This is a genomic window from Pandoraea morbifera (assembly GCF_902459575.1).
Lineage (GTDB): Bacteria > Pseudomonadota > Gammaproteobacteria > Burkholderiales > Burkholderiaceae > Pandoraea > Pandoraea morbifera.
This window is the reverse complement of the sequence record NZ_CABPSD010000003.1, coordinates 1-12643: the sequence shown is the minus strand read 5'-3', so window position 1 is coordinate 12643 and position 12643 is coordinate 1. Positions and strand designations below refer to the sequence as shown.

The following is a 12643-nucleotide window of genomic DNA, read 5'->3' as shown; positions in this document are numbered from 1 at the left end:
GTGGATACGGCGCAAAACACGGTTGGCCTGTGCGCACGATCCAGGGGGGGCGTGGCCGTGGCGGCACCACGTGACGGTGCGTCGAATGTCAGGTTGCGTCGTCCAACGCGTGCGGCGCGAAGTCGGCGGGGAAATTCGTGGGTGAGGTGAGGATTGCGAATGCCGCGAGCATCGTGCCGCGGCAATGCGTAGCTCGGGGCGCAACGGATCGCGCGTCGATGCGGGGAAAGCGCCATGGGAGTGCCTCCAGAGAACGGGGCGGGACACCGGCAGGCGTGGCTGGCACGCATGCGTCCCGTAGCCCGGGAGGAGGGAGATTGCCATTGACGCCCATGGCGGCGCTTGCGTTTCGGCGGAGGACGTTGTCGCTTTTGCCGGAGCCGACTGCACGGGCCCGGGGTGGGCCTTGCGACGGCTCGCCCCGGATCCTCGCCAATCGTCAGAGGGACAGGCGCTTGCGCGTGTCGTCGTACTCCTGCTTCAGTCGCGCGATGATCTCAGCCGCCGGCCGCACGTCGTCCATCAGTCCGACGCCCTGTCCGGCACCCCAGATGTCCTTCCACGCCTTCGCCTTCGAGAAGTTCATCGCGCTCTTGTCGGCCGTGGGCAGGTTCTCCGGATCGAGGCCGGCGTTCACAATGCTCTGGCGGATGTAGTTGCCCGAGACACCCGTGAAAAGGTTGGAGTAGATGATGTCGTTCGCGTTGGCGTCGACGATGGCTTGTTTGTAGGCCTCGCTCGCATTGGCTTCGGACGAGGCGATGAAGCGCGTGCCAATGTAGGCGAGATCGGCGCCCATGGCCTGGGCGGCGAGGATCGAACCGCCGTTGGCGATCGAGCCCGACAGCACGATCGGCCCGTCGAAGATCTTGCGCACTTCTCCGACGAGCGCGAACGGCGAGAGCGTGCCCGCATGCCCGCCCGCGCCGGCGGCGACGAGGATCAGCCCGTCCACGCCAGCCTCGAGCGCCTTGTTCGCATGACGCAGATTGATCACGTCGTGCAGCACGATGCCGCCGTAGCTGTGGACCGCATCGAGCACTTCCTTGGGCGGTGCGCGCAGACTGGTGATGAAGATCGGCACACGATGCTCCACGCATACGCGTACGTCATGTTCGAGTCGCTGGTTCGATTGATGCACGATCTGGTTGACGGCCAGCGGGCCGACCACGGCATCCGGGTTCGCGGCCTTGAACGACGCCAGCTCCTCGCCAATGCGCGCGAGCCAGTCTTCGAGAATCTGCGGCTCGCGCGCATTGAGCGCGGGGAACGAGCCGACGATGCCGGCCTTGCACTGCGCCAGCACGAGTTCAGGGTAGCTCACGATGAACATCGGCGACGCCACGACAGGCAACGCCAGGTTTTGCAGAATCTTGGGAAGGGCCATGAAGTCTCCTTGAGCAGAACGCCCGCACCGGCGGCCGTGGCGTTGTCGCACCAGACGCGAACGCCGGTCACGTGTCGAATTCGCGAGTTCGCAATTTCACGAACGATCGTTCGATTATAGGGGGAATCACCGGCCGCCCGGTGAGCGCGCAATTGAGGAAAGCTTCGGTTCCGCGGCGGGTTCGCGAGGTGCCGCAGGCCGCATCAGGGAAAGTCCCCTTGAGGCTGAACCGGCGGGCCGAGTAGGATGAAATCGCGTGCCGGGCGTCCTTGGCAGCAGGAGGTCGCAAGGCGAACGCAGCGTTAGCGACCGCAGCGTTCGTCCGGCACGCCACGTCCTCAAACGCCGCTTGTCGACTCAGGCAAGCGGCGTTGTTTTTTGCGCGGCGCGCCAGTTCCTGTCAGACGGCGAACAGTGTGTCGGTCTCGGCGTCGAAGCGCACGGCCCCGGCCTTCGCAAGGTCGGCCACGAGCGTATCGAGCAGCGCCGGCCAGCCCGATGGCGGCGCGAGCATTGCTGCCGCGTTGCGCCAGGCGCGTGCCGTATCCATCGTCGCCTTGAGTGCGGCGCCCGTCATGCTGCCGTCGGCCATGAGCCGGAACACGATCAGCACCTTGAGCGCGTTGCGCGCGTTGCGCGCCGGGTCGGCCTGAAGATATGCGAGGCGTGCGCGCGACGCGGCCAGTGCGCCGTCGATATCGGCAAACGGCTTGCCGTGTCCGGGAATCACGATGGCAACGTCGAGTTGCTCGATGAGATCGAGTACCGCCGCCTGTTCGGCGAAGCCCGACTCTCCGTCGAGTTCCGGAAAGATCACTCCGAAGCCGCGCTCCCAGAGGGCATCGCCCGAAATCAGAACGCCGTGTGCGGCGTTATAGAGCATCAGCGCGTGGGGATCGTGCCCTGGTGCGCCGAGTACCAGCCATTCGTGGTCGCCGAGCGTGATGGCGTCACCTGGCGATAGCGTCTCGTCGAAGGTGAAGCGCGTGCATTGCTGGCCGGTGGCTTCGAACGACAGTCGGCGCGCGTCCCAATGCCGGACCGGATCGGCTTCGGCGGCAGGCACCCACGTGCGGCACCCGTAGTGCGCCTGGAGCGCGGCATTCCCGCCGCAATGGTCGGAATGCAGATGCGTGTTGACGAGCCGCGCGAGCGGCTGTGCCTCGGGTAGCGCGTGGGCCACGAGCGCCACCGTTTGCGCCGCGTGCGATACGTAGCCGCTGTCGACGAGCGTCGGCTCGTCGCCAAGGAACAGGACATTGTTCGATGAGAGCCAGCCGCGCTCGAACACGCGCATCCCGGCGGGCAGGGCAAGCGAGGTCATGGGCGTATCTCGTGAGTTGACAAGGCGGTGTGACCGGGGAGCGTGCGTGCGTCGCGCCGACGATTCACGTCGGCCTGGCGGACACGAGGATCTTGGCCGTGGCCGCGATCACGGTCTCGCCGCGCTGATTGACGGCCTCGCCCTCGAGCGACACGATGTCGCCCGCCAGTTTCTCTTTCCACAGGCTGTCGGTGACGGTCCAGCGCACCGTGACGTCGTCGCCCGCATGCACCGCACGGCGCAGCTTCATGTCGAATTCCAGGCCGAGCGGCTGGGCTGTCCTGGAGTAGTGCGTGGCGAGCAACGCGGCGAGGTACGACATCTGCTGCGTGCCCGACGAGATCAACCCGCCGAAACGCGGATCGGCCGCGGCGTAATCGGCATCGTGGTGCAGCGGATTGAGGTCGCATGCCAGCGTGGAAAACTCGCGGATCGAATCGGGCGAGAAATGATGGGTGGCGGAGAAGGTCTCGCCAACGGCAACGATTTTTCCCATATGCGGTAGTGAAAAAGTAGTGCGCCGGAGCGCGTCAGGTGCTGCCCGCGCCGGGGTCGTCCGCGATCACGCGACGATGTTGCACCGGCGGATCCTCGTGCTCGGCGCGTCGCGAGGGCAGCAGCGACCAGACGTGGCGTTTGTCATCGTCGGCCATGGTGGACCACGCGGCGATTTCCGTGAGCGTGCGCCAGCAACCCGAGCACCAGCCCGTCGCGGGGTTCATCCGGCAGATGTTGGTGCAAGGCGATGGAACGGGCGAGGCGAGTGGGAGCATGACGTGACAGGCAGAGGGTGACTACACGGAAAGGCCGAGCCGCGCGGCTTTCTCGCGCAGCTTGCCCTGGAAGCGTGCCTCGTCGACGATCACCCGCTCGTGGGTGCCGGCGCTGACCTTGTCGAGACCGTCCCAGGCTTCGACTTCGAAGCGCAGCGTGCGCCCGGCGACATCGACGAGCGTGCCCCGAATGCGCAACGTATCGCCCGCGGGCGTGGCCGCCAGGTGCGTGAACGAGACCAGCGTGCCGAGCGACTGTTCGCGCGGCCAGTCGAGGTACGGCCGAATCGCCTGCAGGCAGGCGCATTCGAGAATGCCCGCGAGATACCCCGTGGCGAGTACTGCGGGCATGTCGCGGCAGAGTTCGACGTCGTCGTAAAGTTCGGGCACCACGGCCTTGCGCGGCACGCGATACGTCCATTCGAACGTCAGGCCCGGAACCAGTTCGGGACTCGGCATGGCGTGTCTCCTCGTTAAGGTTTGGGGTACCGGCGCTTGCGTGACCGAAAGCAACGACACGCAAGCGCACGACCCGGCGCCGTGTTCACTTTCGCCGGCGCGAACGGTTCAACTGCGCAGCGCCACGTCCACGACCGGCGCGCCCGTCATCGCCACGAGCTGCTGCGGCGTGAGGTTGAACACGGCGTGCGGGTGGCCGGCGGCGGCCCAGAGACTGGCGAGCTTGAGCAGGTCTTCGTCGATCAGCGTGACCGGTGCGACGACGTGCCCGATCGGGCTCACCCCGCCGATCGAATAGCCGGTTTTCTCCTTGACGAAGCGCGCGTCGGCGCGGGCGAGCTCGCCCACTTGTGCCGCGACTTTCTTCTCGTCCACGCGATTGATGCCGCTGGCGATGACCAGCACCGGCGTGTCGTCGGCGGCACGGCGAAAGATGATCGACTTGGCGATCTGCGCCACTTCGCAGCCCAGGCCGGCGGCGGCTTCCGCCGACGTCTTGCCGGTCTCGGGCAGCAGCACGATGGGTTGATCGTGCCCCATGCCGGCGAGCAGTCGCGCCACGTGACGCGCGCCTTCGGGCAGGGTCTGTTCCTGGGCGGGTTCGGGAATGCGGGGGGTGTCGCTCATGGTCGTGTTCATGTCGTTACGCCACTCTCGCGGCGATGGGCGCCTGGTGCGATGCGTCAGGCGGCGGTGGTGTCCTGCATTTTCGCCAGGAGTGCGCGGCCCACACGCGAAGCGTTCGGCCGTCCGATCGCCTGCGAGATGAAGTCGCCGGTGCGCACTACGGCGTCGAGGTCGATCCCCGTGGCGATGCCCAGGCCATGCAGCAGGTAAAGCACGTCCTCGGTCGCCACGTTGCCCGTCGCTCCCTTGGCGTACGGGCAGCCGCCCAGTCCGGCCACGGACGAGTGGAAGATCGAGATGCCGGAGAGCAGTGCGGCGTAAATGTTGGCCGTCGCCTGACCGTAGGTGTCGTGGAAGTGCCCGGACAGCCGTTCGATCGGGAAGACGCGGGCGCAGGCCTCCATGACTTCACGAGTGCGCGACGGCGTGCCCACGCCGATGGTGTCGGCAATGTCGATCTCGTCGCAGCCGAGCGCGGCGAGGCGTTTGACCACGTCGACCACGCTCGCGACCGGGACCTCGCCCTGATAGGGGCAGCCAAGCGCGCACGAGATGCTGCCGCGCAGCCGCAGCCCGGCGTCTTTCGCCGCGCGTGCAACCGGCTCGAAGCGCGCGATGCTCTCCTCGATGGAGCAGTTGATGTTGCGTTGCGAAAACGCTTCGCTCGCCGCCGCAAAGATCACCACTTCATCGGCCTTTGCCGCCACGGCGCCTTCGAAGCCCCGCATGTTCGGCGTGAGCACGGAATAGATCGTGCCCGGACGACGCGTGATGCCCGCCATGACCTCGGCGCCGTCGGCCATCTGCGGTACCCACTTCGGCGAGACGAACGAGGTGGCCTCGATATTGGCGAAGCCGGCGGCCGAGAGTCGATCGATGAGGGCGATCTTGACGTCGGTCGGCACGGGCTGCTTTTCGTTCTGCAGACCGTCGCGAGGGCCGACTTCGACCACTTTCACACGCTGCGGCAAAGGGGATGCGGACATGAGTTGTCTCCTCGGAGGATGTCGGGCGACGATGCTGGCGGGCGGCGGCTCAGTAGCCACGCGTCAGATCGACGATGCCGGTGATGGCCTCGCCGCGCTCGAGCGCGGCGATCTTGCCAGCAATTTGTGCGACGGTTTCGTCGCGCAACGTCATCGCTGAAATATGCGGTGTGATCGTCACGCGCGGCGTGCGCCAGAACGGATGGTCGGCGGGCAACGGTTCGGTGCGGAACACATCGAGCGTGGCTGCGGCAATCTGTCCGCTCGCCAGCGCGCCCAGCAGGTCGGCTTCGACCAGATGCGCGCCGCGCGCCACGTTGATCAGGAAGGCGCCTGGCGCGAGTTTCGCGAACAGGGCGGCGTTGAGTACGTCGACCGTCTGCGGCGTCAGCGGCAGCAGGTTGACGAGAATGCGCGCACCGCTCACGCAGGCGTCGAAGCCCGCGTCGCCATGGTGCAGCACGACGCCGCTGTCATCGCTGCGCGGACTGCGGCTCCACGCGCGCACCGGGAAGCCGAACTGCTTGAGCGTGCGCGCGACATGCGCGCCGAGCGTGCCGTAGCCGAGTACCGCAACCGGAAAATCGGCGAGGCGGTTGGGCTTCTGAAACTTCCATTGCCCCTGCGCCTGCTGGGCATCGAATTCATCGAGACGGCGGAAGTAGCGCAGCGCGGCAGCGCCGACGTATTGCGCCATCTGATCGGCCATGCCGGCGTCCTCCAGGCGCACGAGCGGCACACCCGGCGGCAGACGGTGCGCGCCTTCGCCGCGCGTGCCGAGCACGCCATCCACGCCCGCGCCCATGTTGAAGATCGCCTTCAGGCGCTCGCGGGGTTGCAGTACCTCGGCATTCGGCTTCCAGAGCACTACGTAATCGGCCGGCGCCGTGTCGCCGGGCTGCCAGGCGCGAATCGTCGCCCGGGGAAGGTGCTCGGCGAGGCCGGTCTCGTAGGCGGCGGTCTTGCCGTCCGGGGAGAAAACAAGAATATCCATGGGTTGCGGGCAGACGCTGATAGGGACGAGGCGTCGCGAAGCCGGAAGACACACAACGCAAAACACGCCGCGTACGAACGGATACTGTCGTAGGCGGACGGGGGCGGCGGGCGGACCGGCGAAGTCGCGTTCACTCGATTTACGTTAACGTCAAGTGTAACGCAGCTTGTGGGCCGGCGGGCATTGGCGCAGGGCGGCCCGCCACGGTTGGGGGCGACGGATCCGGCGCACACCGAAGGGCATGGGCCGGGTACCGGAACGATTGGACGCAGCGCCTTGTACGACTTCACCACCCGCATTGGGGAAGCGGGATCGCGGCAAGCGCCGCGTGGGCATTCGCCGCTGGGCCGCAGTCGGGCTCAGTCGTTCGCCGCCGAACGCAAGGTGGTGAGATTGACCGCGAAGTTGTGGTTGTCGTCCGCGATCCAGACTTCGCCGTCCTGGATGGTGCATTGAAGACGCATCGTGCGCGAGGCGAGCGCCGTGAGCGCTTGTGCCGAGGCGTCGTCGAGCATTCGCACCGTGAGATTCGACAGGCGATTGATTTCCTTTTCGGTGGCCTGCCACCAGATCGCGGCGGGTTTGCCGCCATAGGTGATCACGTCGACGCGTTCGGCGCGGCCGGCGGCCTTGACGAGGCGGCGTGCGTCAGGCTGGCCGACGTCGATCCAGCGCACGATATCGTTGCCGAAATCGTGCTCCCACAGGTCGGGTTCGTCGGCCGTGGAGATTCCCTTGCCGAAGGAGAGGCGCTCGCCGGCGTACAGCATGAAGGCGAGCACGCGTACCATCATGCGTTCATCGGTCTCGGACGGATGACGGGCGATCGTCAGGCTGTGCGAAGCGTAGTAGTGTCGGTCGAGGTCGGTGATTTGCACCTCGGCCTTGTAGATGGTGGCTTTGAGTGCCATACCGGGAAAACCGCAGGAATGAAAAGAGTCGCAAGCATACACCAGGCGGGTGCGGCGCTCCGGCGGGCGCGCCCGCCCCGAGAAGGGGGATGGGGACGCGTCGACGGCTCCGGCGCGCCGCAGCAAGGCGCAGGCAAGCTCGGTATACTGGCGACCCGTCTCACCTGATGTGTCCCCCATGCCGGTTCCCGCACCGCAAACGATCGACGTCAACGGTTATCCGATGGCGTACGTTGAATCGCCCGCTCCTGCCGACGCCGTCGGCGCACCCCTCGTGCTGGTGCACGGGTCGCTGTGCGATTGTCGCTACTTCAAACCGAACATGGCGCCGCTCGGACAGCGACGGCGCGTCATCTCGGTGAGCCTGCGCCATTACTGGCCCGAGGCCTGGGACGGTCATGAGGGCATCTTTTCCGGCGAACAACACGCGGAGGATCTCGCGGCGTTCATCACGGCGCTGGGGGTTGGCCCGGTCCATGTGCTCGGCCATTCGCGCGGCGGCTACGTCGCGCTGCGAACGGCGCTTCTTGCGCCGGACACCGTGCGCTCGCTGATTCTGGCCGACCCTGGCGTGGAAATCAGCGGCGGCCCGGTGCAAATTTCTCTCGATGGTGAGCGTGGCAACTTTCGCGAGCGGGCGTTGGCGGCGATCGAGGATGGCGATGTCGACGGCGGGCTGGCGATCTTCATCGACGCCGTAAGCGGCCCCGACACCTGGCGCCGCATGGTGCCCTGGTTCAAGCAGATGGTGCGCGACAACGCGCGCACGCTGATCGGTCAGGTCGCCGAGCCTCGCACGCCGCTGCCCATCGACGCGCTAGGCGCGCTGCATGTGCCGGTATTGCTCATGGCCGGCGCGCACAGCCCCGCGCCGTATCCCGAGGTGCTCAATGCGCTCGCGGCCGCCATGCCGGAGGCACGCCGCATGGTGATTCAGGACGCCTCTCATGGGATGAACCTCGCGAATCCCATTTCCTTTCACCGCGCCGTCGACGCCTTCCTCGGTAACGACTGACGCCCGCCGCGCGACGACCACTCCCCCGTCATTCATCACGCAACATGCCGTGGCCCAGCCGCAGGCTCAGCGTTCGAACCAGGTCGGCCATCCAGGCCTGGTCGCGATCCGACAACTTCTGCATGGCCCGATTCAGCGACGGATACGGATCGCATGGCGCGGACAGGCCGTTGGCGCCCGCGTCGGCCGCCACGCCGTTCGACGTGTCGAAGGCCAGCAACTCATGCGGAGGCAGTCCCAGCGTGTCGGCCAGAATGCAGATGTTGCGCAGCGAAATATTCCGCTTGCCACGCTCGACGCCGCTCAGATAGGAACGGGCCAGACCGCTCTCGAGCGCGAGCTTGTCCTGCGCCCAGTTGTATTTCTTGCGCAGGCCGGCGAGGTGCCTGCCGAATCGGAATAAGTTGGTGTCCATAAGAAAGTTTTCCTTGTTAGGGACGAGAAGATTGAAACAAAAATCCGGCATTGGGGGTGGTGCCTCGGGTATCCCCCGTTTGCGAGGCACGAACTACCGGGGCGGTCACATGGAGATTTCGAGGACTTTCGGAGAAGACTCAACGAAAGGGGGCTCGCCAACGGTGTTTGTGGCGCCAGCTCGCGTATCTACATCCAGTGGTTGAAGAGACGACGTCGAGCCGGACGTTGCCGCATGCCGGTCAACCGGAGCCGCGCAGTGTGACACCGGATGTGCCGGATGGCGTAGAGCCGGGATTCTGAAAGGTTGCGCGCTGGGATGTCACTTGATGTCGACGGTACGAGCCGAAAGTGATGTCGGAGCGCGAAAATTTGCGGTAGATGGCAATGTGCCGGGTGTCCTGCGCTGTCTGGGGTATCCGTGGCCGGGGCAATGCGCGGCGGTATCGCGGCGCGCCGCCCCGGCGTTGGCTACAGCGGTCAGATTTGATAGGTCTGTTGGTTACTTTTACTAGACGGACGATGGCGCAAACCCCGGCGAGAAATGACGCTGACTTTGCGCGATGTCCTAAGAATCAATTTCATGACGTTCGCTCACTCGTCGTTGCCGATGGGAAAATGCCGCGAGTCGTCACGGGCGCCCGAGGCGTTCGGCGCGCTGCCGGATGCGGCAAACTGCGGGGTGACGGGCGACCGTGCGTCGAATCCCGGATCGATGGCCGTGCAGCGCCCGTCCTGGCCAGGTATCTGGCGGCGTTGCTCGCGCGATGGATCTTCCGGCGGCTCGGGGGTGGCCATCGCCTCAACGGTCTCAGCCGCTCCAGCCGCTCCAGTCACCTCAGTCACTTCGGCCACCCGGATGCCATGGGCGTCGTCGGCACTCGTGCGAACGCCGGCTTGAAGGTCGCGTTGGGGTCTCTCGCTGGCGGGCCCATCTGTGGGCTGTGCGATGACGGAATGCGCCCCGATGTCGGGGGGTGGGCTTGCGTGGCTGAGCCGGGAGCTCAGGCTTCGAATGATCTCGGCGAGCCAGATCTGGTCGCGGTTCTCGAGTTTGCAAAGCGAACGGCTGATTTGCGGCAGCGGTGTGCGTTCGGATGTCGCGGCGGCGTCTTGCGTCGTGGTGCTGGCCTGCGCGAAACGCAGCATCTCCGAGGTGGGTACGCCGAGCGTGTCTGCCAGCACGCATATGTTGACGAGCGCGACGTTGCGTCGGCCTCGCTCGATACCGCTGACATACGAGCGTGCCAGACCGCTCTCGAGTGCCAGTTTCTCCTGCGACCAACCGCGCGCCTTGCGCAAGCGGGCCAAATGGTCTCCGAACAGCGCGAGAGGATTCGTTTGCATGGCGGGACTCCGTTGACGAGTCACACAGCGTAATCAATCCCCCCGTGCGTTGCGACGTTATATCGCTCTCCTTCCCATGCGTTACAGGCGGGCCTCTATAAAGAGTGGGCGACGCCAAATGCGCAGAAGTTATCGGACACTTCCCAATTCATCCTGCACCGCGGGCGACGGTTGACGGGCCTTTCGAATGGGTAGATGCCAGTTCTCGCCTATCGCGACGCCCGCCAGGATAAGTGCGCCCCCGATGAGGTGGTAGGCCGCCAGATGCTCGCCGAGGCCGAATGCCGCGATGAGCGCGGTGAAAATCGGGACCAGGTTGATGACGACGGTGGCGCGCCGCGGACCGATACGGGCCACGCCGATCATCCAGATGAAGGGTGCGGCAATCGAGACGGGAATCGTGGCAAAAGCCAGTTGAGGGAGGTTGTCCATCGACACGCCGGCTTTCTCCGAAACGAGGTAGAAGGGCAGAAGCGCCACGATGGCGAAGAGAATCTGCGCGTACAGCGAGGGCAACGGAGCCAGCGGGAGCTGCCACTTGCGCAGGAGCACGCAGTAGATCGCATAGGCGAACATGGCCCCGAACATCATGGCGTCGCCGATGCCGATACCTTGATCAGCGAGATGCATGAGAGAGCCGTGCCCCACGACCAGCAGTACCCCAACGATCGAGAGCAGGCCGCCCGCGAGCGCGCCGGCGGTGAGGGCGTCGCCAAGCACGATCACGGCGAGTGCCAGCGTGGTGAGCGGCAGCAGCGCGAGAATGATCCCCATATTGGTGGCACTGGTGTAGTGCGCTGCCGAATAGGCGAGCCCCTGGTAGATGGCCATGCCGAGCACGCCGAGCGTGGCGTACTGGGCCAGATGCTGTGCAAACGGTCCACGCGCGCGCCAGAGTGCAGGCAGGGCTGGCGGAGTGAGGAGGAGTCCGGCTGCGAACCAGCGCAGAAAGGCGATTTCGGCGGGGAAGATGTGGCCGACGGACAGCTTGTTGACGATGACGTTGGCCGACCAAATCAGCACGGCGGTCAACGGCAGGATGAAATTGGACATGGATCGGTTGGGTGTGCCGGTCGATCGGGCGGCCGGCGATTTATGGGGGGGGGACGTGTTCGAGGCGTTCGACACGACGGCGAGCCACGGACAAGATCTGGAGCCGCCTTCACGTTGTCGTTTCGGCCGAGAGTGCGAATCCGCAGCCGATTCGAAGGGCGTGGGGTAGGCACTCGGCGGACCGGGCCGTGACGCGAGCCCTGGCGTCGTCATGCCGTCGTCAGGGCTTTTCCATGGCCTTCTCGAGGGGCGTGCGTCTGCGGGCCTGAAAGGTATTGGGCGCGCGAGTCGGCGCGTTCAGTCCTTCTTGTCTTGCATCGAATTGTCCGTCCGATCGGGAGATGTCGCATAGCGAATTTCGGACAATCAATAGGGAATTTCGGTCTCGACGTCGACGCATGCGACCCCGGCCGGTAGCGCATGCCCTGGCGCCGATGTGTGCTGCCGTCGAGTTAGCGACCAGCGACCAAGGGCTCGCGACCAGGGGCCAACGATCAGCCAACACCGGGCACCGGGCATCGGGCATCGAGCGATCGAACGCCGAGCGTTGGAGCGCAAGGCGCGGAGCGAGCCGGGTGTGGCCTGTGAGGTGAGCGTTCACCTGCAGCGGTGCGCTGGCGGGTTCGCCGCGCGCGATAGGCGGCCTCAGTGAGCCGGCCGCACCTTATACGGTGCCTGGCGCGCTGGCAGCGACGGCTGCTACCGGATGGCCGTGCTTGACGGCGCGGCGGCGCTCAGCGAGCGCAGAGACGATTGAAAGCGCAGCGCAAAGCGGCGGGGAGTGCGGCAGCGAAGCCGAACGGACGAGCCAGGGCGGCCAGGCCCTCACCATTGAGCACACGAGCGCCTTCCAGGTGCGTGGCCAGCACACAGAAATCTTCCCGATTCATACCCACACGCCGGCAGGCGTTGTCGAGTTGTTTCAGGTCGTTCGGGTGCAAGGTGAGAGTGACGGTGATGCGCTCTGGGTCGGTATTCATGTCTGCAAGTGTTCTCTTTGTTCAAGGCATCGGGCATGTCGCGTGGGTGACGCGCACGCCGAGCGCCCACGCGATAACGCGGGCGAGCGTGATCCGACTGCGCGATACGTGAGCGGCATCGGAGATTGGGGTTACGCGTGGGCAATACGAGGCTGTGGGCGCGCGATCCGCCGCCTGAAACGCGGGCGGCGGTACGGCTCTGACGCGTGAGAGCGACGCCTCGTAACAGCAGGGAGGGATGACTCTCCATCCGGCCATCTGACCAGCGCCGGAATACAGCATGAGTACTGCGAGCTGCAACTACGAACAGCAACTACGAACAGCAACTACGAACAGCAACTACGAACAGCAACTACGAACAGCAACTACGAAC

The 12643-nt window shown here is 65.6% G+C and carries 14 protein-coding genes; 1 reads left to right on the top strand and 13 read right to left on the bottom strand.

Going from position 1 to position 12643, the window contains the following annotated elements; translation table 11 throughout:
* Nucleotides 1–439: 439 nt before the first annotated feature.
* From PMO31116_RS06155 to PMO31116_RS06115, 9 genes are all read right to left on the bottom strand, one after another.
* Entirely contained in the window at nucleotides 440–1387 is a 948-nt protein-coding gene (locus PMO31116_RS06155) for an NAD(P)H-dependent flavin oxidoreductase (protein WP_150565961.1), read from the bottom strand.
* 400 nt (nucleotides 1388–1787) lie between these two features.
* Nucleotides 1788–2711, bottom strand: coding sequence for an MBL fold metallo-hydrolase (locus PMO31116_RS06150; RefSeq protein WP_150565960.1), 924 nt, complete (start codon nucleotides 2709–2711; stop codon nucleotides 1788–1790).
* A gap of 64 nt (nucleotides 2712–2775) precedes the next feature.
* The gene (locus tag PMO31116_RS06145; protein ID WP_024788575.1) at nucleotides 2776–3207 is read right to left on the bottom strand and encodes a MaoC family dehydratase; all 432 of its coding nucleotides are present in this window, start codon (nucleotides 3205–3207) and stop codon (nucleotides 2776–2778) included.
* A gap of 34 nt (nucleotides 3208–3241) precedes the next feature.
* The gene (locus tag PMO31116_RS06140) at nucleotides 3242–3484 is read right to left on the bottom strand and encodes a DUF1289 domain-containing protein (RefSeq protein WP_150565959.1); all 243 of its coding nucleotides are present in this window, start codon (nucleotides 3482–3484) and stop codon (nucleotides 3242–3244) included.
* A gap of 21 nt (nucleotides 3485–3505) precedes the next feature.
* Nucleotides 3506–3943: a thioesterase family protein gene (locus PMO31116_RS06135; protein ID WP_023597923.1), complete on the bottom strand. Its 438-nt coding sequence runs from the start codon at nucleotides 3941–3943 to the stop codon at nucleotides 3506–3508.
* A 108-nt stretch (nucleotides 3944–4051) separates the two neighbouring features.
* A complete protein-coding gene (locus PMO31116_RS06130; protein ID WP_023872888.1) occupies nucleotides 4052–4570 on the bottom strand; it encodes a YbaK/EbsC family protein in 519 nt (172 codons plus the stop codon).
* A gap of 56 nt (nucleotides 4571–4626) precedes the next feature.
* Entirely contained in the window at nucleotides 4627–5556 is a 930-nt protein-coding gene (locus tag PMO31116_RS06125) for a hydroxymethylglutaryl-CoA lyase (RefSeq protein WP_150565958.1), read from the bottom strand.
* Between the two features lie 49 nt (nucleotides 5557–5605).
* Nucleotides 5606–6550, bottom strand: coding sequence for a 2-hydroxyacid dehydrogenase (locus PMO31116_RS06120; protein WP_150565957.1), 945 nt, complete (start codon nucleotides 6548–6550; stop codon nucleotides 5606–5608).
* Between the two features lie 359 nt (nucleotides 6551–6909).
* Nucleotides 6910–7461 (bottom strand): YaeQ family protein, encoded by a 552-nt coding sequence (locus tag PMO31116_RS06115; RefSeq protein ID WP_150565956.1) that lies wholly within the window; start codon nucleotides 7459–7461, stop codon nucleotides 6910–6912.
* 178 nt (nucleotides 7462–7639) lie between these two features.
* Between PMO31116_RS06115 and PMO31116_RS06110 the strand changes: the two genes are divergently transcribed.
* Nucleotides 7640–8476, top strand: coding sequence for an alpha/beta fold hydrolase (locus PMO31116_RS06110; RefSeq protein WP_150565955.1), 837 nt, complete (start codon nucleotides 7640–7642; stop codon nucleotides 8474–8476).
* Between the two features lie 28 nt (nucleotides 8477–8504).
* Here the strand turns inward: PMO31116_RS06110 and PMO31116_RS06105 are convergent, their stop codons facing one another.
* The 4 genes from PMO31116_RS06105 to PMO31116_RS06090 all read right to left on the bottom strand — a co-directional run bounded on the left by PMO31116_RS06105 (nucleotide 8505) and on the right by PMO31116_RS06090 (nucleotide 12270).
* The gene (locus PMO31116_RS06105; protein WP_150565954.1) at nucleotides 8505–8891 is read right to left on the bottom strand and encodes a helix-turn-helix domain-containing protein; all 387 of its coding nucleotides are present in this window, start codon (nucleotides 8889–8891) and stop codon (nucleotides 8505–8507) included.
* 593 nt (nucleotides 8892–9484) lie between these two features.
* Nucleotides 9485–10237 (bottom strand): helix-turn-helix domain-containing protein, encoded by a 753-nt coding sequence (locus tag PMO31116_RS24325; RefSeq protein ID WP_343038594.1) that lies wholly within the window; start codon nucleotides 10235–10237, stop codon nucleotides 9485–9487.
* 129 nt (nucleotides 10238–10366) lie between these two features.
* The gene (locus tag PMO31116_RS06095) at nucleotides 10367–11290 is read right to left on the bottom strand and encodes a DMT family transporter (protein ID WP_150565953.1); all 924 of its coding nucleotides are present in this window, start codon (nucleotides 11288–11290) and stop codon (nucleotides 10367–10369) included.
* A 734-nt stretch (nucleotides 11291–12024) separates the two neighbouring features.
* Nucleotides 12025–12270 carry a hypothetical protein gene (locus tag PMO31116_RS06090; protein ID WP_150565952.1) on the bottom strand — a complete coding sequence of 82 codons (246 nt, stop codon included), beginning with the start codon at nucleotides 12268–12270 and terminating at the stop codon, nucleotides 12025–12027.
* Nucleotides 12271–12643 lie beyond the last annotated feature (373 nt).

Coding starts and splice junctions, on each gene's coding strand:
- PMO31116_RS06145 (WP_024788575.1), bottom strand. CDS start 3,207: ATGGGAAAAATCGTTGCCGTTGGCGAGACCTTCTCCGCCACCCATCAT.
- PMO31116_RS06155 (WP_150565961.1), bottom strand. CDS start 1,387: ATGGCCCTTCCCAAGATTCTGCAAAACCTGGCGTTGCCTGTCGTGGCG.
- PMO31116_RS06125 (WP_150565958.1), bottom strand. CDS start 5,556: ATGTCCGCATCCCCTTTGCCGCAGCGTGTGAAAGTGGTCGAAGTCGGC.
- PMO31116_RS06105 (WP_150565954.1), bottom strand. CDS start 8,891: ATGGACACCAACTTATTCCGATTCGGCAGGCACCTCGCCGGCCTGCGC.
- PMO31116_RS06135 (WP_023597923.1), bottom strand. CDS start 3,943: ATGCCGAGTCCCGAACTGGTTCCGGGCCTGACGTTCGAATGGACGTAT.
- PMO31116_RS06130 (WP_023872888.1), bottom strand. CDS start 4,570: ATGAGCGACACCCCCCGCATTCCCGAACCCGCCCAGGAACAGACCCTG.
- PMO31116_RS06150 (WP_150565960.1), bottom strand. CDS start 2,711: ATGACCTCGCTTGCCCTGCCCGCCGGGATGCGCGTGTTCGAGCGCGGC.
- PMO31116_RS06140 (WP_150565959.1), bottom strand. CDS start 3,484: ATGCTCCCACTCGCCTCGCCCGTTCCATCGCCTTGCACCAACATCTGC.
- PMO31116_RS06115 (WP_150565956.1), bottom strand. CDS start 7,461: ATGGCACTCAAAGCCACCATCTACAAGGCCGAGGTGCAAATCACCGAC.
- PMO31116_RS06090 (WP_150565952.1), bottom strand. CDS start 12,270: ATGAATACCGACCCAGAGCGCATCACCGTCACTCTCACCTTGCACCCG.
- PMO31116_RS06095 (WP_150565953.1), bottom strand. CDS start 11,290: ATGTCCAATTTCATCCTGCCGTTGACCGCCGTGCTGATTTGGTCGGCC.
- PMO31116_RS24325 (WP_343038594.1), bottom strand. CDS start 10,237: ATGCAAACGAATCCTCTCGCGCTGTTCGGAGACCATTTGGCCCGCTTG.
- PMO31116_RS06110 (WP_150565955.1), top strand. CDS start 7,640: ATGCCGGTTCCCGCACCGCAAACGATCGACGTCAACGGTTATCCGATG.
- PMO31116_RS06120 (WP_150565957.1), bottom strand. CDS start 6,550: ATGGATATTCTTGTTTTCTCCCCGGACGGCAAGACCGCCGCCTACGAG.